The organism is Nonomuraea sp. NPDC050328 (assembly GCF_044459405.1).
Lineage (GTDB): Bacteria > Actinomycetota > Actinomycetes > Streptosporangiales > Streptosporangiaceae > Nonomuraea.
The window spans coordinates 89,666-111,117 of record NZ_JBITIW010000018.1 but is presented as its reverse complement, the minus strand read 5'-3'; the positions used below and the strand labels follow the sequence as shown (position 1 = coordinate 111,117).

Sequence of the window (21,452 nt, the reverse complement as noted above, 5' to 3'; positions counted from 1 at the left end):
CCGGGTTAGAACGAAGGTTTGTCCGTGCGTACGTCAGTCGTCATCTGCGTCTACACCGAGGAGCGCTGGGAGGACATCAGGCAGGCAGTCGAGTCGATCGGCGAGCAGCGGCGCCAGCCGTACGAGCTGCTGCTGGTCGTCGACCACAACCCCGACCTGCACGTCAAGCTCAAGCGCGCCTACCCGCAGGCCATCGTGGTGGAGAACCGCCACGAGCAGGGCCTGTCGGGCGGCAAGAACACCGGGGCCGAACTCGCCACCGGTGACATCGTCGCCTACCTCGACGACGACGCCGTCGCCGATCCGGGCTGGCTGGAAGCGCTGGAGGAGGGCTTCCAGGACCCGGCGGTCGTCGGCGTCGGCGGCCGGACCGACCCCCTGTGGGCGTCGGGCCGGCGGCCGAAGTGGTTCCCGCACGAGTTCGACTGGACGGTCGGCTGCACCTACCGCGGCATCCCGCCGGTCAAGGCGCCGATCCGCAACGTCATGGGCGGCAACGCCGCCTTCCTCCGCACCGCGGTGCTGGAGATGGGCGGCTTCCGCACGGGCATCGGGCGCAGCGTCCAGGGGCGCAAGAGCCGGCCGCTGGGCTGCGAGGAGACCGAGTTCTGCATCCGGCTGGCGCAGCGCAAGCCCGGCGCGATCATGATCTACCAGCCCGCCGCGCTGATCGGGCACAAGGTCTCGCGGGTGCGTGAGCGCTTCGCCTACTTCCGCTCGCGCTGCTTCGCCGAAGGCCTGTCCAAGGCCACGGTGACGCAGTTCGTGGGCACCGAGGACGGGCTGTCCAGCGAGCGGGCGCACGCGATGAAGACCCTGCCGCTCGGCGTCCTGCGCAACCTCGGCGAGGTGGCCAAGGGCGACGCCGGCGGACTCGGCCGCGCGTTCGCGATCGTGATCGGGCTGGCCTGGACGACGTGGGGCTACGTGCTCGGGAGATGGAGGGTTCGCTCGTGATCCGGGTACCGATCCTGATGTACCACTCGATCTCCGACCGGCCGGCGGCGGAGACCGCTCCGCTGGCCGTACGGACCGGAGACTTCGCCGAGCAGCTCGCCTACCTGAGCGAGTCCGGCTTCACCCCGATGACCGCCTCCGACCTGGTCGCGGCCTTCAACAAGAACCAGATCCCGGCCAAGCCGGTCGTGGTCACCTTCGACGACGGCTACGCCGACTTCCACAGCAACGCGCTGCCCGTCCTGGAGCGGCTCGGCTTCCCGGCCACGGTCTTCCTGACCAGCGGCTGGGTGGCCGACGCCGGCAAGGACGCGGCCGGCCGGCCGCTGGACGAGATGCTGAGCTGGACCCAGGCGCGCGAGTGCGCCCAGACCGGCATCGAGATCGGCGGCCACAGCCACAGCCACCCGCAGCTCGACCAGCTTCCCGACGTCGAGCTCCGGGCGGAGCTGCGCAAGAACAAGGCGCTGCTGGAGGAGAAGATCGGCGCGCCGGTGGCGACCATGGCCTACCCGTACGGCTACAGCAGCGCCCGCGTGCGCCGCGAGGTGTACAAGGCCGGCTACTTCGCCGGATACGCGGTCAACAACGCCATCGCCGCCGACAAGCACGACATGCTGGCCATCCCCCGGCTGACCGTCGCCCGGCACACCACCCTGAGCATGTTCAAGCGAGCCGTGGAGGGCAACGCCGTACCTCTCATCTACCTGCGCGAACGCGTCCTGACCAAGGGCTACGCGGTCGTGCGGCGGACGAGGTACGGCATGCAGCGGGTCATGCGCAATGTCTAACCTGTGGCGGAAGATCGTCCGCGATCTCCGCAACCCGTTGCTCCGCAACGGCTACGCCCTCATGGTCAACACCGGGATCACCGCCGTGCTCGGCATGGGGTACTGGCTGCTGGCCGAGGAGTTCTACACGGCCGAGGAGTTCGGCCGCGGCCAGGCGATGATCACGGTGATGCGGCTGTTCGCCTCGCTCACCGCGCTCGGCCTGGCCGGGGCCCTGGCCAAGTTCATCCCGATCGCGGGCCGCCGCACGCCGGAACTGATCCTGCGCGGGTACGGCCTGGCCGCGGCGACCGGCGGCGCGGCGGCGGTGGGCTTCCTGCTCACCGTGCCGCTGTGGGGCGAGACCTACTCCTGGCTCGGCGGGCTCGGGCCCGACCTGTTCTTCCTGGGCGCGGTGCTGGTCTGGGCGGTCTTCACGCTGCAGGACGTCGTGCTCACCGGGCTACGGCAGGCGGTGTGGGTCCCGGTGAACAGCCTGATCTTCGGGCTGGTCAAGATGGGACTGCTCATCGCGCTGGCCGGGGCGCTGCCGCACGGCGGCATCTTCGTGTCGTGGGTCGTGCCGACCGCGCTGGCGCTGATCCCGATCAACTGGTTCATCTTCGGCTACGTCGTGCCGAAGCACCAGAAGGCCAACCCGATCGAGGGCCGGCCGCCGCGGCTCAAGGAGATCGGCCGCTTCCTGGCCGGCGACTACCCCGGCACGCTCTCCATCCTGGCGATCATCTACCTGGTGCCGACCATCGTCTCCACCCAGGTCGGACCGGCCACCTTCGGGCGCTTCTCCATGGCGCACACGCTGGGGTGCCTGATCGAGCTGCTGGCGATGAACATGGCGGTCTCGCTGACCGTCGAGGGCTCCTTCGACCCGGCCCAGCTCGCGGCAAACTGCCGGCGGGCGTTGCGGCGGGCTTTCATGATCATCGTGCCCATCATCGCGGTCACGCTGGTGGGGGCGCCGTTCATCCTGCTGATCTTCGGGACGGAGTTCGCCGAGGAGGGCACGACCCTGTTGCGGCTGATGGCCGTCGCGGTGGTGCCCCGGGTGTTGATCGAGGTCTACCTGAGCTCGCTGCGGGCCCGGGGAGAGGCTCGGCGGCTGGCGTTCGTGCAGATCGGGCTGGCTGGGCTGATCCTGGTGTCGATCTTCGCGCTCTTTCCGTTCGCGCATGTCAACGCGGTCGGGTGGGGGATCCTGCTCAGCGAGTTGCTCGTTGCGGGACTGATTTATCGGGATCTTCGCAAGACGCTCAATTTTGCCAAAACTGGACAGCGCAGCGTCGTGGAGCGGTCTTCGGAGACCGCATGATTGGTAATCGTGAGGCAACGGGCAGGCGATGAGATGACAGCGGGAACCACCGGCTCCTCCTCTTCCGAGGTGGAGTTCGACCCCGACGCCACGGGGGTGATCCCTCGGATCACCGACGCGGACGCTCCTGCTCGGGACACCACCTCTTCCGTGGATGCGGCCGCCGATGTGGACCCCGCCGACGGTGGGGAGACCGCCGACGGTGGGGAGACCGCCGACGGTGGCGCCTCCGCCGAGGGTGGGGACTCTGCTGGTGGCGAGGATTCCGCTGCCGAGGATTCCGGTGACGAGGGTGACGTCGCCGAGGCTGAGGACGAGGCTGAGGGGACCATCCCGCGCGCCGTCATCGAGGCCGAGGAGGACGAGGGGTCCAGCACCCAGGAGGGCCGGTTGCCCGCCCGCCCCCTGAGCACCAAGCCCCCGACCGACGGCCCCACCTCAGACACCCCGGCCCCCGATGCCCCGGCCGCCGATGCCCTGGCCGCCGGCCGCCCGGCCACCGACGACTCGGCCGCCGATGCCGCAGCCGGTGACGAGGGTGACGGCGGTGAGGGCGACGGTGGCGCAGAGGCGGAGGCTGGCGGCGACCCGGACGCCACCGCAGCCGTGGTCATCCGCCCTGCCCGCTCCACCGCCGCTTCCCCCGCCAACCCGGCCACCACCGCCAACCCGGCCACCGCCGCCAACCCAGCCACCGCCGCCAACCCAAGCACCGCCGCCAGTTCGGCGGTCACCGGCTCCCCGGCGTCCCCTGCCAGTGCGGCCGGCTCGGCTGGCGGCACGGGGGACACGGACTCCACGGTCACCCACAGGATTCGGCCGGCCGCGCAGGTGCGGGTGGGGTCGGGGCCTCAGGCGCCGCACGCCATCCCCGGAGGCGCGGCCACCACGCCGGGGGGCGCGCCCGCCGTACCGCACAGCACGCCTGCCGTACCTCAAGGCACGCCTGCCGCACCTCAGGGCACGCCTGCCGTACCGAGTGGGCCTGAAGACACGCAGGTGGTGCCCAGGAGGCCCGCGCAGGCGAGCCTGGGGACCAGGGTGGCGCCCAGGGAGACGGGGCAGCCCAAGGCCGGCCGCATGGCCAAGATCATGGCGGCGGCGCCGCACTGGTTGCCGGCGTTGCTGATGATCGAGGGCGTAGTGATGTACGTCCTGGCCCTGAAGCTCCCCCCGGGCCCCCTGCGCGGCGTCCGGCCGGAGGACATCGACGGGCTGGGGCTGATCTCGGCCCTCCCGCTGAGCGCGTTCGCCGCGATCCTGATCATGATCGTGTCGTTCTTCATCACGGTGAACCAGTCCGTCGACCGCAAGTTCCTGCTGCTGTTCCAGATCGCCGCCATCACCTTCGCCCTGCACGGCGCGGGTGCGCTGGTGGGTGACGAGCCGCGCTTCCCGACGGCCTACGTGCACGCCGGTTTCGTGGACTTCATCAACCGCACCGGCGAGGCGTCGATCAACATCGACGCGCGGATGGGCTGGCCGGGCTTCTTCACGCTGTTCGCGTTCGTGACCAGGACCGCCGGGATCACCGACCTGACGACGATCCTGCAGTGGACGCCGCTGGTGATGAACCTGCTGTACCTGCTGCCGTTCGTGCTGATCCTGCGCCAGGTGGTGGCGACGACGCGGGCCCGCTGGTACGCGGCGCTGCTGTTCGTGATCGTGCAGTGGATCGGCCAGGACTACTTCTCCCCGCAGGGCTTCACCTTCGCCATCTACCTGGTCTTCGTGGCGATCCTGCTGCGCTGGTTCGGCCGGGTGGAGCCGCGGGTCAAGCCGCTGCCGGAGAAGGGCCGGCTGCGCCGGCTGCTGGCCAAGCTGGACACGATGACGCCGGGCGAGATCGCCGAGACCGGCACGTACCGCGCCGACCGGCTGCTGATGTTGCTGCTGCTGGTGTTGCTGTTCGTCGCCGCGACCGCCTCGCACCAGATCACCCCGTTCATGATGCTCGGCGTGCTGACCGCGTTCCTGCTGGTCAAGCGGACCAAGCTGACCTGGGGCCTGCCGTTCTTCTTCGGCCTGATGGTGCTGGGCTGGATCAGCTACCAGACGGTCGGGTTCTGGGCGGGCAACATCGACTCGATCTTCGGCGGTCTCGGCAGGATCCTGACGAACCTGCAGCGCAACACCGGCGACCGGATCGCCGGCAGCGATCCCGAGCACGCCCTGGTCCTCCAGGTACGGCTCGGCATCTGCGCCGCGATCCTGGGCCTGGCCGCGGTCGGCCTGCTGCGGCGGCTGCGCCGCGGGGTGTTCGACCGGGCGGCGCTGATCCTGCTGTGCGTGCCGGTGCTGGCGCTGGGCCTGCAGAGCTACGGCGGCGAGATCGGCCTGCGCATCTACATGTTCGCGCTGCCGGGCGCCTGCCTGCTGGCCGCCTACGCGTTCTTCCCGAACCTGCCGGCCGACAGCGAGGACGCGCGGGACGAGACGATCCCGATCCGCAAGCGCGCGCCGCGCTTCAACCCGAAGATCACCCGGATGATCTCGCTCGGCCTCGCGCTGGTGCTGGCGATGGTGTTCTCCATGGCCTTCCTCGTCGCGCGGTACGGCAACGAGAAGTTCGAGCGGGTGACGACGGGCGAGGTCGAGGCGATGCGCTACATCTACGCCCACGACAAGCCGAGCGCCCGGGTGATCTACCTGGTGCCCAAGGTGGGGCCGGAGAGCACGCCGATCCTGCCGTGGGCGGAGAAGGACCTGGAGTACATCAACTGGACCCTGCAGGGCCTGGTGCACAAGGATCCGACGCAGATCGCCGACGTGGTGGCCAAGCTCAAGGAGAGCCCGCGCAACACCTTCCTGGTGGCGACCACGGGCCAGTACAACTACCTGCAGCTCAACGAGGGCTTCGCGCCCGACTGGGGTCAGCGGTTCGTGGCGGCGCTCGACGCCTCCAAGGACGTGAAGAAGGTCTTCACCAGCAAGGACGCGGCCGTCTACGTGTGGGGCAAGTTCGCCAAGGGCACGGAGATCCCACCGCCCCAGCCGTACGCGGGCCGGGGCGACCCGACCTCGCCGTGGACCCCGCTGGGTCTGGGGGCGATGGCGGTCACCTGGATGGCGTTGTTCGGCTATGAGGTGATCCGGCTGGGCGGGCCCGACCGGGCGCCCCGGGCGCGGCGGCGGTTGTTGTGGATCGGCATCCCGGCCTTCGTGGTGTCGATCGCGGTGATCGTCGAGCGGTTCATCTCCATCGCGGCGCAGAACGGGTAGGCGCGGTCCCCCGTTCTGCGGGAGTATTGCGCCCAATGAGCAAATTGAGACTGGAGTCGACCCGCCTCGACTCGGTGGACGCGCTGCGCGGGTTCGCGCTGCTCGGCATCCTGCTCGTGAACATCGCCTACCTGGCGTCGGGGTACCGGATGGCCGGGCTGCCCGAGCCCGGCTTCTCCTCGCCGGCCGACTGGGGTGTGCGCTGGGGCGTCACCCTGCTGGTGGAGAACAAGTTCTACCTGTTGTTCTCGTTCCTGTTCGGCTACAGCTTCACGTTGCAGATGGCGTCGGCGGCCCGGCGCGGTGCCGGGTTCACGCCGATGTTCCTGCGCCGGCTGGGCGGGCTGTTCGTGCTGGGGGTCGCGCACTCGGTGCTGCTGTTCCCCGGCGACATCCTGACCACGTACGCCGTGGTCGGCCTGGCGCTGCTGGCCCTGCGCAACCTGAGCCCGCGCCGCGCGCTGTGGCTGGCGGCGGCGCTGACGATGGTGCTGGCGCTCGGGTTCCTGGTGCTGGCCGCGCTGGCCAAGATGGGTTACCCGGTCACCGGCTCGATCGCCGGCGGGGTGGCCGAGGCGAACCTCGCCGACCAGCTCCAGCAGGGCACGCCGGCGCAGGTGATCTCCGACCACGTGCGCAAGCTCTCCTTCATCGCGGTGGCGCGGGTGCTCTTCCAGGGCCCGGCCGTGCTGGCCGCCTGCCTGGTGGGCCTGGCGCTGGGCAAGATGAGCGCGCTGCGCGACGTGTCCGGCGCGACCGCGCTGCTGCGCCGGCTGCAGTGGCTGGGCTTCACCGTGGGGCTCCTGGGGGCCCTGGTGTACACGCTGGCGACCTGGAACGGCGTCGGGCACAAGTTCCTAGGGCAGGCGGTCGATCTGGTCACAGCGCCGCTTCTGGCCGCCGCCTACGCCGCCACGCTGCTGCGCCTGCTGCCGCGTTTCCCGCTCCTGACCCGGGTGCTGGCCGCGCCGGGGCGGATGGCGCTGAGCAACTACCTGGCGCAGTCGCTCATCTGCTCGCTGATCTTCACCGGGTACGGCTTCGCCCTCATCGAGCGGGTGAGCCCGCCCGCCGAGGTGGGCATCGCGGTCCTGATCTTCATCGCGCAGGCCGCCTGCAGCCACTGGTACCTGCGCGCGCACCGCTACGGGCCGGTCGAGTTCGTGCTGCGCTGGCTCACCTACTGGCGCCGGCCCGGCCCGAGCCGGGTCAGCGCCAGTGGGACGGACGGCTGAGCGTGCCGGGCAGCCGGGTCGTCCGGTCGCCCTTGGCGGCGTCGAGCTGCGACTGGGTGAGGAAGATCGCCCCGGTCAGGTCGGCGCCCCGCAGATCGGCCCCGCGCAGGTCGGCGCCGATGAGGTCGGCCAGCCGCAGGTCCGCTCCTCGCAGGTCGGCGCCCAGCAGGTAGGCGCCGCGCAGGCTGGCCCCGCGCAGGTCGGCCCCCTTGAGCTTGGCGCCGATCAGCATGCCGCCCCGGTGGTCCTTGCGCTTGCCCGGCGCCCCGGCGGCCACCGTCTCGCCCGCCTTGACCAGCAGCGGGTTGAGCTCGACGCGCAGGGCGTCGACGTCGAGCCGCTCCAGCTCGTCGGGCGTCGCGCCGGTCAGCGCCGCCAGCCGCTCGCGGGCCGCGCTCAGCTCGGCCGAGGGCGCCCGCTCGGCGGCCTCGTTCACGTAGTAGAGCAGCTCGTGCAGGTTGCGCATGATCGGGAAGACGGCGTCGATGCGCGGCGAGCGCTTGCCCTCGAAGGTCACCTGCGAGAGCTGCTGGCCCGCGCCGAAGCAGTCGTAGACCGTGCAGCCGGTGAAGCCGCTGTCGCGGAGCCGGGTGTGGATGCCACAGCGGAAGTCGGGCTGGAGGTTCGGGCAGGGCTGCCCGGAGGGCTTGTCGAGCGCGAAGTCCGCCGAGCGGGTGAAGGCGGGCACGACGCAGCACAACCCGAAACAACGGGAACAGTCGGCCTTGAGGACGGGCGTGCTCAAACTCGGGGACTCCACCGGATCTCGTAGGGCTTCAGGGTGACCTGCTCGCCGTCGACAGTAGCCGACAGCTCGCGCGCGGTGGTATTGACCATGACCAGCATGCGTTGCTGGGCCAGGACCTTCACCTGCGGGTCGGAGGCCTCGACCCGCTCCAGCTCGATCCCGGCGGGAAACCACTTGGTGAAGCCGCTGAGCAGCCCGGCCATCGGCAGCTCGGCGCCCGTCCCCGGCTCCCACAGGCAGCCGGGGCACTCCTGGCCCTGCTTGCGCTGCGGGTTCCAGTAGAGCGCGGTGGCCGCGCCGCTGGAGGCGAACTCCATCATCGCGGCGGCCTGCACGGCGGTGCGCCTGGTCTCGTCCCAGCCGGAGTTCTCCGGCTCGACGTACCACTCGGCCCACCAGACCGGCAGCCCGCCGCTGCGCTGGCGCAGCCAGGTGGTGATCGCGCCGAACTTGGTCACCGCGGTGAACTCGTCGGGCACCGCGCCGCCCTCGATCGCCGTCGACCAGCCGTCGACCACGACGAAGTCGGCGCCCTTCTTCCTAGCCAGCCAGTGCTCCAGGGCCTCCATCCCGCGCGGCTCGACGCTGCCCCACGGGCCGCTCAGCACCGCGCCCGGCACCTGCTTGCCGGTGCTGCCCAGCGAGATGTACGGCCCGCCTACCTGGATGGCCGGGTCGTGCTTCTTCAACGCGGTGTAGACCTTGTTGTACATCTCGGTGTAGCCCGCGGCGTCCCACTTGTCGGCCGACGGGTCCCAGAAGCCCTTGAACTCGTTCCAGACCAGGAAGTGCTTGACCGTCGGGTACTGCTTGGCGATGCGCACGGAGAGCTTGGCGAAGTCGTCGAAGTGCTCGCGCAGCGGGGCGACGGTGGCGTTCTTCTCCCAGTCGGTACGGCCTGCCGTACCGCCCTTCATCCAGTCGGGCGCGCAGCACAGCGTGATGACCGGGATGCCGCCGGCCGAGGAGATGAAGGTGAGCCGGCTGTTGAGGTCGCGAAGGTTGTAGCGGCCCGGCGCCGGTTCGGGGTTGTCGGCGCCCCAGCCCATGATGTGCTGGTTCTGCAGCATCGGCTCGCGCCTGAGCAGGCCTCTGGCCTGGTCCTCGACCTCGGCCGGCTCGTTGTCGGCGCTGTACTGGGTGTGCGTGACGCCCCAGCGGGGCCAGTTCTCCAGCGCGGGCGGCGAGGCCAGGGTCGGCGCCGGCTCCTGGACGCCGGGCAACCGGGCCACCTCGCCGCGGGGCGAGCGGCGGCTGCCGGCGTAGACCAGGACGGCGAGGATCAGCAGCAGGGCGAGCACGCCGGCGCCGATGGCGACTCCCCACCCGGGGCGGCGAGCGTGCTGCCCGCGAGACGGGATCACGGCGGGGCCTCCACTCTGTGCGTACCGCGGCACCGAGCGGTCGACCCGGTGCCGTGCCCCAGGTTAGCCGCGCTTTCTTAGCGGTCGCTTGACTCCGGCTTGCCCTCCGGGGGCCGCTCGCCGCTCGCCGGGCCCGGCACCCCCGAATACCGGTAGGGCACCGGCGCCCGTCCCGGCTGGACGATCAGCAGGGATCCGGGCTCCACGGCGTAGAACGCGGTCTCGACCGCCGCGGCCACGTCGTCCGCGGTGAGCAGCGGGAATCCCGCGTCCACGAAGACCTGCTTGACGTCGGCCACCAGCGGCGTGTCGGTGAAACCGGGGCAGACCGCGCTGATGCGCACCTTCATCCGCGCCAGCGGCGGGGCCATCGCCCGGACCAGCCCCACGACGGCGTGCTTGGTCATCGTGTAGATCGGGTCGCCGTCGTAGCCGACCAGGCCGGCCAGCGAGGCGGTGACCACGATCGCGCCCCCGCCCGAGCGCAGCAGCAGCGGGACGGCGGCCTCCAGGCCGAACACCACCCCGTCCACGTTGACGCCCATCGTGGTGCGGTAGCGCGCCAGGTCGAAGGCGGCGAAGTCGACGCCGCTGGAGATGCCCGCGTTGAGGTGCACCAGGTCGAGCCGGCCGTAGCGCTCCTCGGCCAGGGCGACCGCGCGCCGGGAGGTCTCGGGGTCGGCCACGTCGCCGGCCAGCGCGACGCCGCCGACCTCCTTGGCCAGCCGCTCGGCGCCGGTCTCGTCGAGGTCGACCAGGACGCAGCGGGCCCCGCCCTGGGCCAGCCGGCGGGCCACGGAGGCCCCGATCCCGCTGGCCGCGCCGGTGATCAGTGCGACAGTGCTCATGCGGAGGCCTCCTGGTCGAGCATGCGGTGGGCACGGGAGATCAGGGTGGGGACGGCCGCGCCGATGCGCTCGAAGCCTTCCCCCACGGTCTTACCCTGGCGGAAGCGGGCGTGGATACCCTCGACGATGACGGCCAGCTTGAAGTTGCCTAAGGCGATGTAGAAGGGCAGGTCGGTGACGTCGCGGCCGGAGATCTTGGCGTAGTGCGCGGCGAACTCGGCGGTGTTGAGGAAGCCGGGGGCCAGGGTGACGTCCCCGGCCACCGGGATGCCGGCCCGCTCGTCGTCGCCGGGGTCGTGCCAGTAGGTGAGGGTCAGTCCGAGGTCGGCCAGCGGGTCGCCGAGCGTGGACATCTCCCAGTCGACCACCGCGAGGATCTCGGTGTCCGGCGCGAGCCGTACCAGCGTGTTGTCCAGCCGGTAGTCGCCGTGGACCAGCGTCGCGGCGGAGACGGCGGGCATGCGCTCGCGCAGCCGCGCGACCAGCCGGGTGAACTCGGGCGTCTCGCCGTCGGAGGAGCGTTCCCACTGCTGGCACCAGCGGTCGAGCTGGCGCGGCAGGTAGCCCTCCGGCCGGCCGAAGTCGGCGAGGCCGATCTCGCGGTAGTCGAGCGCGTGGATCGCGGCGAGGATCTCCGCGAGCCGCTCGGCCAGCTTCCTGGCCTGCTCGGGCCCGGCGTGGAGCTCGTCGCGGTCGCGGACCGCGACGCCGTCCACGTGGCCCATCAGGTAGAAGGGGGCGCCGATGACGTCCTCGTCGGCGCAGAAGGCGAGGGGTTCCGGCACGGGGACGGCGGTGGGGGCCAGCGCGGAGATGACCCGCCACTCCCGGCGCATGTCGTGCGCGGTGGGCAGCACGTGGCCGAGCGGCGGGCGGCGGAGGACCACGTCGCGCTCGCGGGCCTGGATGCGGTAGGTCAGGTTCGACCTGCCGCCGGAGATCAGCGAGACCGACAGCGGCTCGCCGACCTCGGGCAGGTGCCTGCCCATCCACGCCACCAGCGCGGGCTGGTCAATCCCGGGTACGGTCATGGCATCACATTAGAACGCCGCTCGGTCCTAAAAACCAGCGTGGTGTTGGGTAACGATCTCTCGGGGTACCATCAAGCACGCTAAATCGACTTCTAACGTGATAACACCATGCGACTCACCGTTGTGCACCCGCGCGAGCTGGGCGACTCCGAGGTCGGCCGGTGGCGCGAGCTGCAGCGGGCCGACCCGGCGCTTGACAACCCCTTTCTGTCCCCCGAGTTCACGCAGGTCACCGGGGAAGTGCGACCGCAGGTCCGGGTCGCGGTCCTGGAGGAGGGGCCGCGAGTCGTGGGCTTCTTCCCCTTCGAGCGGCACGCGCTGGGCATCGGCAAGCCGGTGGCCGCCGGGCTGACCGACGCGCAGGGCCTGGTCGTGGCCAAGGACGTCGAGCTCGACCCGGTCCGGCTGATCAAGGACGCCGGGCTGGCCGTCTACGAGTTCGACCACCTGGTGGCCGGGCAGCCGCTGCTGACCGCGCGGCACGAACGCCACCCCTCCCCCGTCATCGACCTGCGCGACGGCTGGGACGCCTACACCGCGCACCTGGTGCGGGAGTCGGGCAAGACCTACAAGTCCACCCTGGCCAAGGCCCGCAAGCTGGAACGGGACCTCGGGCCGCTGCGCCACGACTACGGGGTCGCCGACGACGCGGCCCTGGGCACGCTGCTGCGCTGGAAGACCGACCAGTACCGGCGCACCGGGCGGGCCGACCGCTTCGCCCACCCCTGGATCGTCGAGCTGGTCGAGCGGCTCATGGCGGTCCGCACCGACAGCTTCGCCGGCGTCCTGGACATGGTCTACGTGGACGGCGTGCCGATGGCCGGCCACTTCGGGCTGCGCACGGCGACCACCCTCGTCGGCTGGTTCCCCGCCTACGACCCGGCCTTCGGCAAGTACTCCCCCGGCCTCATCCACCACCTGTCCATGGCCGAGCAGGCCGCCAAGCACGGCATCGAGCTGATCGACCTCGGCCGCGGCGCCAAGGAGTACAAGGACAAGCTCAAGACCGGCGAGTTCACCGTGGCCGAGGGCCGGGTGGCCACCGCCGGGCCGGGCGCGGCGGCGCACTGGATGATGCGGGTGCCGCCACGCCGGCTGCGCGCCGCCGTCCTGGCCCACCCGCGGCTGCTGCGCGTGGCCGACCGGGCGCTCAAGGCCTTCGGACGGGTACGGACTACCGTTCAGCCATGACTCCCGAGCGGCTGATCGCCGACCGCACCGGCCGCCGGTGCCTGCTGCTGCCCTCCAACCGGCTCGGCCTCTACCTGGCGCTGCGGCACTGGTGCACGCCCGGGCAGCGGCTGCTGATGTCCCCGATCTCCGCCGACGAGATCCTCTTCCTCGTGCTGGCCGCCGGGCTGCGCCCGGTGATCGCGCCGCTGTCGCGACGCGACGGCAACCTCGACAGCTCGCGGATCGACCTCGGCTCGGTGGACGCGGTCCTGACCACCAACCTGTACGGCCTGCCGGACGACTACGCCGCGCTGGCGGGCAAGCTGGTGATCGAGGACGTCGCCCACGCCATGGAGAGCGACTTCGGCGGCCGGCCGCTGGGCAGCCTCGGGGCGGCCGGGGTGTTCAGCCTGTCCAAGCACCCCGGCGCCGGCTCGGGCGGGGTGCTGGCGGTCTCCGAGGCCGACGACCTGAAGACGCTGCGGGCCGCGCGGGACCGGCTGCTTCGGCCGGGCGCCTTCCGCGCCGAGCTGATCAGCGTGGCCAGCTCCGTCGCGCGGCGCGCGGCGGTCCGGCTCGACCTGGTGCGGCCGGCGTTGTGGCTGATGCGGCGGCTCGGGATGGAGGAGCCCCGCGAGGGCTACCGCATCCCGGTGCAGGCCCGGGAGCTCCGGGCCGCGCTGGCCGTGGCACACGTGCCGCTCGCGGCGGGCCGGACGGCGCCTCCGGCCGAGCCGTTGCCCGCCTTCGACCCGTGGGTGCGGGCGGACCTGCACGACTACCGCTCGCGGCGCGGGGCGCTGGCGCGGTGGTACCAGACGCGGTGCACCGCGGCCGTGCCCCGGCAGCGGGAGCGGCGGCTGGCCGGGGTCGCGCGGCTGGCCGAGCTGCCGAGCGCCGCGGCGGCCGTGCGGGAGGACCCGCGGCAGGCGTTGTTCCGGGTGCCGCTCTTGGTCGAGCGGCGGGACGAGGCCATCGCGGCGCTGGAGCGGCACGGGGTGTCCACCGGCTACCTGTACGACCCGCCCTACGACGACTACGCGCCCGGGTTCACCGAGCCGTCGCCCGATCCCGAGGACGCGCGGTGGTGGGCCCGGCACGTGCTGCCGGTCGATCCGCTCCAGGCCGATCGGGCGCTTCCGGTGTTGCGCCGGCTCACCCCGGCCCGCTGACCGGCCCAGGTGGGCTCCGGTGGGCTCAGCCCAGGTCGGTGATCAGTTCGGCCACCACTCGGCAGCCGCGGCGCACGTCCGCCAGGGAGGCCGAGCCGTACCCGATGACCAGGCCGTGCACCCGCGCGGGCCCGAGGTGGTAGCGCTCCATGTCCACCGACTCCAGGCGCACCCCGCGCTCCAGCGCGCCGCGCAGGATCCGGGGCACCACCCGCGCGGGGAGCTCGGCCAGCACGTGCAGCCCGGCGGTGTCGCCGCGCAGGGCGCAGACCGGCCCGAGGATCTCCACGACGGCGGCCCGGCGGCGCGCGTACTCCAGGCGCATCCGCCGCAGGTGCCGCTCCAGGTCGCCGCGTTCCAGCAGGTTGACCACGGCCTGCTGGACCGGGCCGCTGGTGCGGTCGGAGACCTCCTCGCGGCGGCGGGCGATCTCCTGCACCAGCTCCGGCGAGCCGACCAGCCAGCCCACGCCGACGTCGGGCGCGAGCGTCTTGGACAGGGTGCCGAGCAGGATCACCCGCGAGGGGTCGAGACCGTACAGGGCGGGCAGCGGGGCGACGTCGTAGCGGAACTCCGCGTCGTAGTCGTCCTCGACGATCATCGCGCCGGTCCGGCGGGCCCAGGCCAGCAGCCGTTCGCGGCGGGTGATCGGCAGCCGGCCGCCGAGCGGGTACTGGTGCGCGGGGGTGGTGTAGAGCACGTCGAGGTCGTCGGGGAGCGCCTCGACGATCACGCCGTCCTCGTCCACCGGGCACGGCACGATCTCCGCGCCGCGCGCCCGGAACACGTTGCGGGCCACCCGGTAGCCGGGCTCCTCCACGCCGGCCCGCCTGCCGTACCCGAGCAGGGCCAGGGCGATGAGGTCGAGCCCGTTGCCGGTGCCGCGGGTGACCAGCACGTTCTCCGGCACGGCCGGCACGCTGCGGGCGCGCCGCAGGTGCGCGGCCAGCAACTCGCGCAGGTACGGCAGGCCGAGCGGGTCGGGGTCGTTGCCCGGCGGCAGGTCGGCGGCCTTGCGCCAGGCCCGCTTCCAGGCGGCGTTGTCGTAGTCGTGCACCCACGGCTCGCCCGGCGTGAGGTTGATCAGGTCGCCGCGCCGCCGGCGGCCCGGGTCGGCGGGCGGCGGCGCGGGCACCGGCTCGGGCGCGGCGGCCTGCAGGTCGGCCACGAAGGTGCCGGACCCGTGCCGGCCGTCGAGCCAGCCCTCGGCGTAGAGCTGCTGGTAGGCCTCGGTGACCACGGTACGGCTGACGCCGAGCTGGCCGGCCAGCCCGCGCGAGGAGGGCAGCCGCTCGCCGGCGGCCAGGGTGCCGTCCAGCATGGCCCGGCGCAACCAGTCGCTGAGTTGCGTGGTGAGCGGGACCTCCGACTCCCGCGAGAGCAGGACGGGCAGGTCAACGACGGCGCGCACGGCAAGTGGTCCTTCGGTTTCCGAGATCGGTGGACATGTCGGGGTGTCCACTATCCCATTAGCGTGACCGCATGCTCTCCACCACACCCCGCACCCAGCTCGGCCGCGCCAAGGAGCGGGCCGCGACCGACCACTCCGAGCTCCACGAGGTGCTCGACAGCGGCCTGATCTGCCACCTGGGTGTGGTCCGCGACGGCTACCCGATGGTCGTGCCCACCTGCTACGGCCGCATCGGCGACACGCTCTACCTGCACGGCTCCACCGGCGCCCGCTCGCTGCGCCTGGGCGAGGGCACGCAGGTCTGCGTCACCGTCACGCACGTCGACGGCATCGTCTACTCCCGGTCGATCTTCGACCACTCGGTCAACTACCGCTCCGCGATGGTCTACGGCGAGGCCCGCCTGGTCACCGACGAGCAGGAGCGCGAGGACGCCCTGCGGGCGCTCTCGGAGCAGGCCGCCCCCGGCTCCTGGGACTACGCCCGCCGCCCCAGCCGCAAGGAGCTCGCGGCCACCTCGGTGCTGGCGCTGTCGCTCGCCGAGGCCTCGGTCAAGATCCGCACCGGCCCGCCGAAGGACGAACCGGAGGACTATGCCCTTCCGGTATGGGCGGGGGTGTTGCCGCTGGTCACGACCTGGGGCGAGCCCGAGGCCGACCCCCTGGTCCTGGACGGCGTGGAGCTGCCGGTTCACATCGCCACGCGAAAGTGAAAACCTGAGGCCGGGATCGCGCGTCTCACCGGGTGGGCCATCCCGATGAGGAGAGCGCCATGGACTGGAGCGCCCCCGGCTACACGGAGATCAGGCAACTCGGCACGGGCGGAAGCGGCCGGGTCGTGCTGGCGGTGCACGACGACACCGGCGTGAAGGTCGCGATCAAGTACCTCGCCGAGGACCTGCGGCGCGACCCGGTGGCGCTGGCGCGCTTCCAGACCGAGGCCCGCATCCTCACCACCCTCCAGGACACGCACATCGCCCGGCTGTGGGAGTACGTCCAGGACTCCGGCGGCGCGGCGATCGTGATGGAGCTGGTCAACGGCGTCTCGCTGCGGGCGGTCATGCGCGAGCACGGCGCCACCGGGCCGGAGGCGGCGCTGGTCGTGCTGAAGGGCTCCCTGCTGGGCCTGTCGCGCGCCCACCAGGCGGGCGTGGTGCACCGCGACTACAAGCCGGAGAACGTGATCGTCCGCGAGGACGGCGAGAGCAAGCTGGTCGACTTCGGCATCGCGGTACGGCAGGGCGCCGCCTTGCGCGCCGAGGGCACGCCGCCGTACATGGCGCCGGAGATGTGGTCGGGCGAGCTCGCCTCGCCCGCGACCGACGTCTACGCGGCGACCGTGACCTTCTTCGAGTGCCTGACCGGGCACCGGCCCTACCGCTCGACCGAGCCGAGCGTGCTCGGCTACCAGCACCTGCACGCGCCCATCCCGGTCCAGGACGCGCCCGAGGGGCTGCACGGGCTGCTGCGGCGGGGGCTGGCCAAGAGCCCGTCCGACCGGCCGCCGGGAGCGCTGACCTTCGTGCGCGAGCTGGAGGCCGCGGCGCTGGCGGCCTACGGCGAGGACTGGGAGGAGCGGGGGCGGCGGCGGCTGGCGGCGCTGGTGGCGTTACTTCCGCTCCTGCTGCCGCAGCGGGCCGAGGCGCCCGCGGTGCCGCAGGCCGGCACCACCCTGTTCCGCACCGTGCTCGACGGGGCCCGGCGCAACGCCAAGCGGCTGACCGCCGGGGTGGCCACGGTGGCGGTGGCCGGCGGGGTGGCCTGGGTGGCTCTGGCGGGGCAGGAGTCGCCGCCGATCAGACCGGTCGAGGCCCTGGCCGCGGCGCCCAGCACGCCGCAACCCACGCCGGGCACACCCGCACCCTCCCTGGAACCCACACCGGCCCCGGTGGAAACCTCTCCCGAGGTGGTCGAACCGGAGGTCTCGCCCGCGATCGTGGACCCCACGGTGACCCTCACCCCGCAGAACCGCCCGTCGGCCGACCCTTCCAAGCGACCCTCGGTACGGCCCTCGACCCGGCCCTCCGTGCGGCCCTCGGCGCGGCCCTCGGTGCGGCCTTCGGTCAAGCCGACCGTGAAACCTCCGACGAAGCCACCCACCAAGCCCCCGACGAAGCCCCCCACCAAACCGCCCACCAAACCGCCGACCACTCCCCCGGTCACCCCGACGCCCACGCCGATCCCGAGGACCGAGCTGGCCGCGCTGTCGCTGGCCGGGCTGGCCGTGGACGAGTCCGGCCGCGCCACCCTCACCCTGTCCGCCCGCGCCACCGGCACCGCCCCGATCGCGGTCCGCCTCCGGTACGCGGTCGCCGGCCGGGTCGTGGCCACCCAGAACCTGCGCCTGCGCGGCGCCACCGCCTACACCCGCGCCCTGTCCCGCGACCTGGGCGATCACCCCTGCGGCCGCCGGGTGACGGTGACCGCCACCTCCCCTGGCTGGTCGGCCACCGCCCGGCTGACCCTGCCGAGGTGCCCGACCAGGGTGACCGGACTGCGCGCGGTCGTCACGATCGGCGAGGGCGGCGCGCTCGGCGGCACGGTCACGGTACGGACCAGCGGGACCGACGCCGTGGACCTGGCCGCCGAGCTGCGCCTGGACGGCGAGGCCATCGCCGAGCGGGCCGAGGCCCTGCGCGGCGAGACGGCCTACCGGGTCGAGCTCTCCCGGGTGCTGCGGCAGCGGCCGTGCGGGCGCGTGGTGTCGCTGGTCGCGCGGGCCGGCGGCGAGAGCGCCTCGGCCCGCGCCCAGGTGACCTGCCCGGCCGAGGTGCGCAGCGTCACGATCCTGCGGGCCGGGCTCGACGCCGAGGGCGGCTTCAGCGGCGTGGTGACCGTCTCGGCCACGACGGTCCAGCCGGTCCGGCTGATCATCGCCTACCAGATCGGCGGGGAGACGGTCCACACCGAGGCGTTCGAGCTGGCCGGCGAGACCGCCTACAGCCGGCAGATCTCCCACCAGCGGCGTTCTGTGCCGTGCGGTTCCACCTGGGCGATCGTCGCCACCACCGATCCCGCGGCGGCCGGGGGCGCGGCCCGGGTGGACGGGAAGACCGGCGGCTGCGTCGAGTGACCTCTCCCGCTAATAGCGGACATTTCACATCGGGATGGGTTACGGTACGGTCCGTCTGATGTGGGTGGGGGCCCAGATGACTTTGAGGAGACCGTGATGCACGGGATACCTGAGGGGCAGTGGGAGGTTCCGGGTTACTCCGCCGTGCGCGAGCTCGGTTCCGGGGCCTCCGGTCGGGTGGTGCTGGCCCGGAGGGATCACGACGGCCAGGAAGTGGCGATCAAGTACCTCTCCGACGAGCTCCGCGGCGACGTGGGTTTCGTCGCGCGCTTCCGGCACGAGGCCAAGCTGCTCACCACGGTGCGCAGCGAGCACAACGCCCGCTTCATCGACTACGTCGAGAGCGGCGCCGGCGCGGCGATCGTCATGGAGCTGGTCAACGGCGTCGCGCTGCGGGAGATCCTGGCCTCCGAGGGGCCGACCGGGCCCGAGGCGGCGCTCGTCGTGCTCAAGGGCTCGCTGCGCGGGCTCGCCGCGGCGCACGCGATCGGCGTGGTGCACCGCGACTACAAGCCGGAGAACGTGGTCGTCCAGGGGGACGGCACCAGCAAGCTGATCGACTTCGGCATCGCCGTACGGGCCGGGTCGGGGGCCAACTCGGCCGGGACGCCCGCGTACATGGCCCCCGAGCAGTGGTCGGGCGCGGCGGCCTCGCCCGCGACCGACGTCTACGCGGCGACCGCGGTGTTCTTCGAGTGCCTGACCGGCACCCGGCCCTACCGCGCGCCCAACGTGGCGGCGCTGGCGCACCAGCACCACAGCGCGCCGCCGCCGATCGAGGAGGTGCCGCCGCCGCTGCAGGGCCTGGTGGAGCGGGGGCTGGCAAAAGCGCCCGCCGACCGGCCGCCGTCCGCGCAGGCCTTCCTGACCGAGCTGGAGGCGGTCGCCGAGGCGGCCTACGGCCCCGAGTGGGAGCAGCGCGGGCAGCGCCGCCTGGCCGCGCTGGCCGGGATCCTGCTCGTCATGTGGCCCAACGCGCCCGAGGCCGCGCCGCCGGAGACGAGCACGACGCTCGTGCGCACCAAACTCGGCGGCAAGGGCGTCCTGGGCAAGGTCGGCATGAAGGCCCTGGCCGGCCTCGTGGGCACCGCCGTGGTCGTCGGCGCGATCGCGATCGTGCTGACCGGCGGCGACGACGAGGACCCGCCCCGGATCGTGGCGCAGACCGGCCCGGCCACGACGGCTCCGCCGTCCCCCATGCCGACCCTGGAGACAGAGGACCCGGAGCCGACCGAGGAGAGCACCCCGACCGAGGAGCCGGACCCGACGGTCACGCCCACTCCGGAGCCCACGCAGGAGCAGCAGCAGCCGCCGGCGGTCAAGCCCTCCGCCACCAAGCCGCCCACCACGCCTCCGGTCAAGCCGAAGCCCAAGCCGGTCAAGCCCTCGCCGACGGCCTCGCCTACCGAGGAGGACGATCAGGGGCCGGGCAAGGCGGGCGAGCCGGGCGCGACCAAGGCCCCCGAGACCCCCAAGCCGACCCCGACTCCCCCGCCCACCACGCAGGAGCCCCCCAGGCCGGCCCCGACGCGAACCCAGTCCACCGAGGAGCCGGGCGGCGGCGAGGAGCCTGGAGGCGGCGAGACCCCGGACGACACCCCCACGAACCACCTGGAGTGAGCTCCTGACGAGGAGGAGGGCTGGTGACCGGTGTGCCGGACCCGGCACACTGGCGGGGAGAAGCCGCTCCCGTGGGCGGCATCCAGAGCGTCTTGGGGGAAACGGCGATGGCCGACCATCGAGCCCGGAGCGGGATCGCCGGCTTCCAGCTCACCGAGCGGACCAGGGTGACCGAGCTCGGCACCTGGATCGACGCGGTCGGTCCGAGCGGCGACCGCGGCGGGGCCCTGCGCTTCGACCCGGCGGTCATGGGGCTGCCCGGCGTCCGTGACCGCATCGTCGCGACCGTGCTGGCCGACCGGCAGCTCGTCCAGGCGGGGCTCGGCGGGCTGATCCCGGTGGACGACGTGGTCGCCGCCGGGGAGGACGTGTGGCTGCTGACCCGGCAGGCCACCAGCCCGTCGCTGGCCGACCTGATGTCGCGGCACGCCCTCGACCCCGCCTCGGCCGCCGCGGTGCTGATCGAGACCGCCCAGACCCTGCTCACCCTGCACGCGGCGGGGCTGGCGCACGGCTCGGTGCATCCCGGGACCGTCGTCATCGCCTCCGACGGCGCGACGTTGCTGTCCGAGCGCGGGCTGGCCGACGCCGTACGCGGGCAGGCCGGCTCACCGCAGCGGGACGTGACGGCCTGGGCGGCGCTGGCGCGCGGCATGGCGGCCATGTGGGTGACCGCCGCGCCCCGCGCGACCGAGCTGTTCGAGCGGGCCGCCGCCACCGCCGGCACGCACGGCCTGGCCGCCGCCCGCGACGTCCTGCTGGCCGGGCGCGACGCGCTCGGCCAGATCACCCGCGACCGGCTGGCCGAGGTGGCCCGCACCTGGTCCGCGCCACCCCTCAGTCCTGGTACGGCGGCGCCGCCCCAGGACGAGGGCGAGATCGTCACCCTGCTGCACGTGCCCGGCTCGGCCGCCCAGCACTTCGGCCCGGGGGTGCCCACCGAGCACGCCGGGCAGGGCGGCACGGTCGAGCGGATCTGGCGCGACGGCCGGAACTCCGGCGGCGCCGCCGACCAGCCCCGCCGCCGGCGGCGCGAGCGTGGCCGCCGGCTCAGGACGATCATCGCGGCGATCGTCTTCGCGGTGATCGTCGCGGGCGCGATCCTGGCCTGGACCATGGGCGACACCGTGCTCGGCTGGTTCAGGAGCGAGCCGATCGCGGTGACCGGGGTCGAGGTGATCGTGCCCAAGAAGACGCAGAAGTGCGCCGAGCCGATCAAGGTCCAGGCCCGGATCGCCACCAACGGCAAGGCCGGGACGGTCGTCTACGAGTGGGAGCAGGGCGACTCCAAGCAGCGGCACAAGAAGCAGCAGGACATCCCCGCCGGGCAGACCTCGTGGACGGTCTCGCTGCTGTGGACGCTCGAAGGCGACGGCAAGGGCAGGCTGACCGCGACCTTCCGGGTGCTGTCGCCGAAGCCGGAGGGCAAGAAGATCGAGGACAAGGCGACGTTCAGCTTCTCCTGCTGAGCAATGCACAACAAACCGGTTCTTATTACTCT

The 21,452-nt window shown here is 72.6% G+C and carries 16 protein-coding genes; 11 read left to right on the top strand and 5 right to left on the bottom strand.

Going from position 1 to position 21,452, the window contains the following annotated elements:
• The first annotated feature begins 24 nt into the window (after nucleotides 1–24).
• From ACIBG7_RS42400 to ACIBG7_RS42380, 5 genes are read left to right on the top strand one after another with little or no spacing between them, the layout of a single operon-like run.
• On the top strand, nucleotides 25–957 hold the full coding sequence (locus ACIBG7_RS42400) for a glycosyltransferase family 2 protein (RefSeq protein ID WP_397339966.1): 933 nt from the start codon (nucleotides 25–27) through the stop codon (nucleotides 955–957).
• Nucleotides 954–1,748 carry a polysaccharide deacetylase family protein gene (locus ACIBG7_RS42395; RefSeq protein ID WP_357935417.1) on the top strand — a complete coding sequence of 265 codons (795 nt, stop codon included), beginning with the start codon at nucleotides 954–956 and terminating at the stop codon, nucleotides 1,746–1,748. The genes ACIBG7_RS42400 and ACIBG7_RS42395 overlap by 4 nt, the downstream gene beginning before the upstream one ends.
• Nucleotides 1,741–3,057: a lipopolysaccharide biosynthesis protein gene (locus ACIBG7_RS42390; protein WP_397339965.1), complete on the top strand. Its 1,317-nt coding sequence runs from the start codon at nucleotides 1,741–1,743 to the stop codon at nucleotides 3,055–3,057. The genes ACIBG7_RS42395 and ACIBG7_RS42390 overlap by 8 nt, the downstream gene beginning before the upstream one ends.
• A gap of 33 nt (nucleotides 3,058–3,090) precedes the next feature.
• Nucleotides 3,091–6,279, top strand: a complete 3,189-nt coding sequence (locus tag ACIBG7_RS42385) for a hypothetical protein (protein ID WP_397339964.1) — start codon at nucleotides 3,091–3,093, stop codon at nucleotides 6,277–6,279.
• 35 nt (nucleotides 6,280–6,314) lie between these two features.
• On the top strand, nucleotides 6,315–7,514 hold the full coding sequence (locus ACIBG7_RS42380) for a DUF418 domain-containing protein (protein WP_397339963.1): 1,200 nt from the start codon (nucleotides 6,315–6,317) through the stop codon (nucleotides 7,512–7,514).
• Here ACIBG7_RS42380 and ACIBG7_RS42375 read toward each other — a convergent pair.
• From ACIBG7_RS42375 to ACIBG7_RS42360, 4 genes are all read right to left on the bottom strand, one after another.
• Nucleotides 7,489–8,259 carry a pentapeptide repeat-containing protein gene (locus tag ACIBG7_RS42375; protein ID WP_397339962.1) on the bottom strand — a complete coding sequence of 257 codons (771 nt, stop codon included), beginning with the start codon at nucleotides 8,257–8,259 and terminating at the stop codon, nucleotides 7,489–7,491. The two genes, ACIBG7_RS42380 and ACIBG7_RS42375, sit on opposite strands and share 26 nt — an antisense overlap.
• On the bottom strand, nucleotides 8,256–9,626 hold the full coding sequence (locus ACIBG7_RS42370; protein WP_397339961.1) for a xylan 1,4-beta-xylosidase: 1,371 nt from the start codon (nucleotides 9,624–9,626) through the stop codon (nucleotides 8,256–8,258). Before ACIBG7_RS42370 ends, ACIBG7_RS42375 begins: the two co-directional genes overlap by 4 nt.
• A 77-nt stretch (nucleotides 9,627–9,703) precedes the next feature.
• On the bottom strand, nucleotides 9,704–10,474 hold the full coding sequence (locus tag ACIBG7_RS42365; RefSeq protein WP_357935401.1) for an SDR family oxidoreductase: 771 nt from the start codon (nucleotides 10,472–10,474) through the stop codon (nucleotides 9,704–9,706).
• Nucleotides 10,471–11,505, bottom strand: a complete 1,035-nt coding sequence (locus tag ACIBG7_RS42360) for a phosphotransferase family protein (RefSeq protein ID WP_397339960.1) — start codon at nucleotides 11,503–11,505, stop codon at nucleotides 10,471–10,473. The genes ACIBG7_RS42365 and ACIBG7_RS42360 overlap by 4 nt, the downstream gene beginning before the upstream one ends.
• A gap of 108 nt (nucleotides 11,506–11,613) precedes the next feature.
• Between ACIBG7_RS42360 and ACIBG7_RS42355 the strand changes: the two genes are divergently transcribed.
• The gene (locus ACIBG7_RS42355; protein ID WP_357935397.1) at nucleotides 11,614–12,696 is read left to right on the top strand and encodes a GNAT family N-acetyltransferase; all 1,083 of its coding nucleotides are present in this window, start codon (nucleotides 11,614–11,616) and stop codon (nucleotides 12,694–12,696) included.
• Complete coding sequence (locus ACIBG7_RS42350) at nucleotides 12,693–13,850, top strand: DegT/DnrJ/EryC1/StrS family aminotransferase (RefSeq protein ID WP_357935394.1); 1,158 nt, start codon at nucleotides 12,693–12,695, stop codon at nucleotides 13,848–13,850. The genes ACIBG7_RS42355 and ACIBG7_RS42350 overlap by 4 nt, the downstream gene beginning before the upstream one ends.
• A 25-nt stretch (nucleotides 13,851–13,875) precedes the next feature.
• Here the strand turns inward: ACIBG7_RS42350 and ACIBG7_RS42345 are convergent, their stop codons facing one another.
• Nucleotides 13,876–15,261 (bottom strand): PLP-dependent aminotransferase family protein, encoded by a 1,386-nt coding sequence (locus ACIBG7_RS42345; protein ID WP_397339959.1) that lies wholly within the window; start codon nucleotides 15,259–15,261, stop codon nucleotides 13,876–13,878.
• Between the two features lie 71 nt (nucleotides 15,262–15,332).
• Between ACIBG7_RS42345 and ACIBG7_RS42340 the strand changes: the two genes are divergently transcribed.
• The 4 genes from ACIBG7_RS42340 (at nucleotide 15,333) to ACIBG7_RS42325 (ending at nucleotide 21,420) form a co-directional block, all read left to right on the top strand.
• Entirely contained in the window at nucleotides 15,333–15,971 is a 639-nt protein-coding gene (locus tag ACIBG7_RS42340) for a pyridoxamine 5'-phosphate oxidase family protein (RefSeq protein WP_357935388.1), read from the top strand.
• Nucleotides 15,972–16,030: 59 nt separating this feature from the next.
• Entirely contained in the window at nucleotides 16,031–18,331 is a 2,301-nt protein-coding gene (locus ACIBG7_RS42335; RefSeq protein ID WP_397339958.1) for a protein kinase, read from the top strand.
• Nucleotides 18,332–18,427: 96 nt separating this feature from the next.
• Nucleotides 18,428–19,951 carry a serine/threonine-protein kinase gene (locus tag ACIBG7_RS42330; RefSeq protein ID WP_397339957.1) on the top strand — a complete coding sequence of 508 codons (1,524 nt, stop codon included), beginning with the start codon at nucleotides 18,428–18,430 and terminating at the stop codon, nucleotides 19,949–19,951.
• A gap of 107 nt (nucleotides 19,952–20,058) precedes the next feature.
• The gene (locus ACIBG7_RS42325) at nucleotides 20,059–21,420 is read left to right on the top strand and encodes a hypothetical protein (RefSeq protein WP_397339956.1); all 1,362 of its coding nucleotides are present in this window, start codon (nucleotides 20,059–20,061) and stop codon (nucleotides 21,418–21,420) included.
• Nucleotides 21,421–21,452 lie beyond the last annotated feature (32 nt).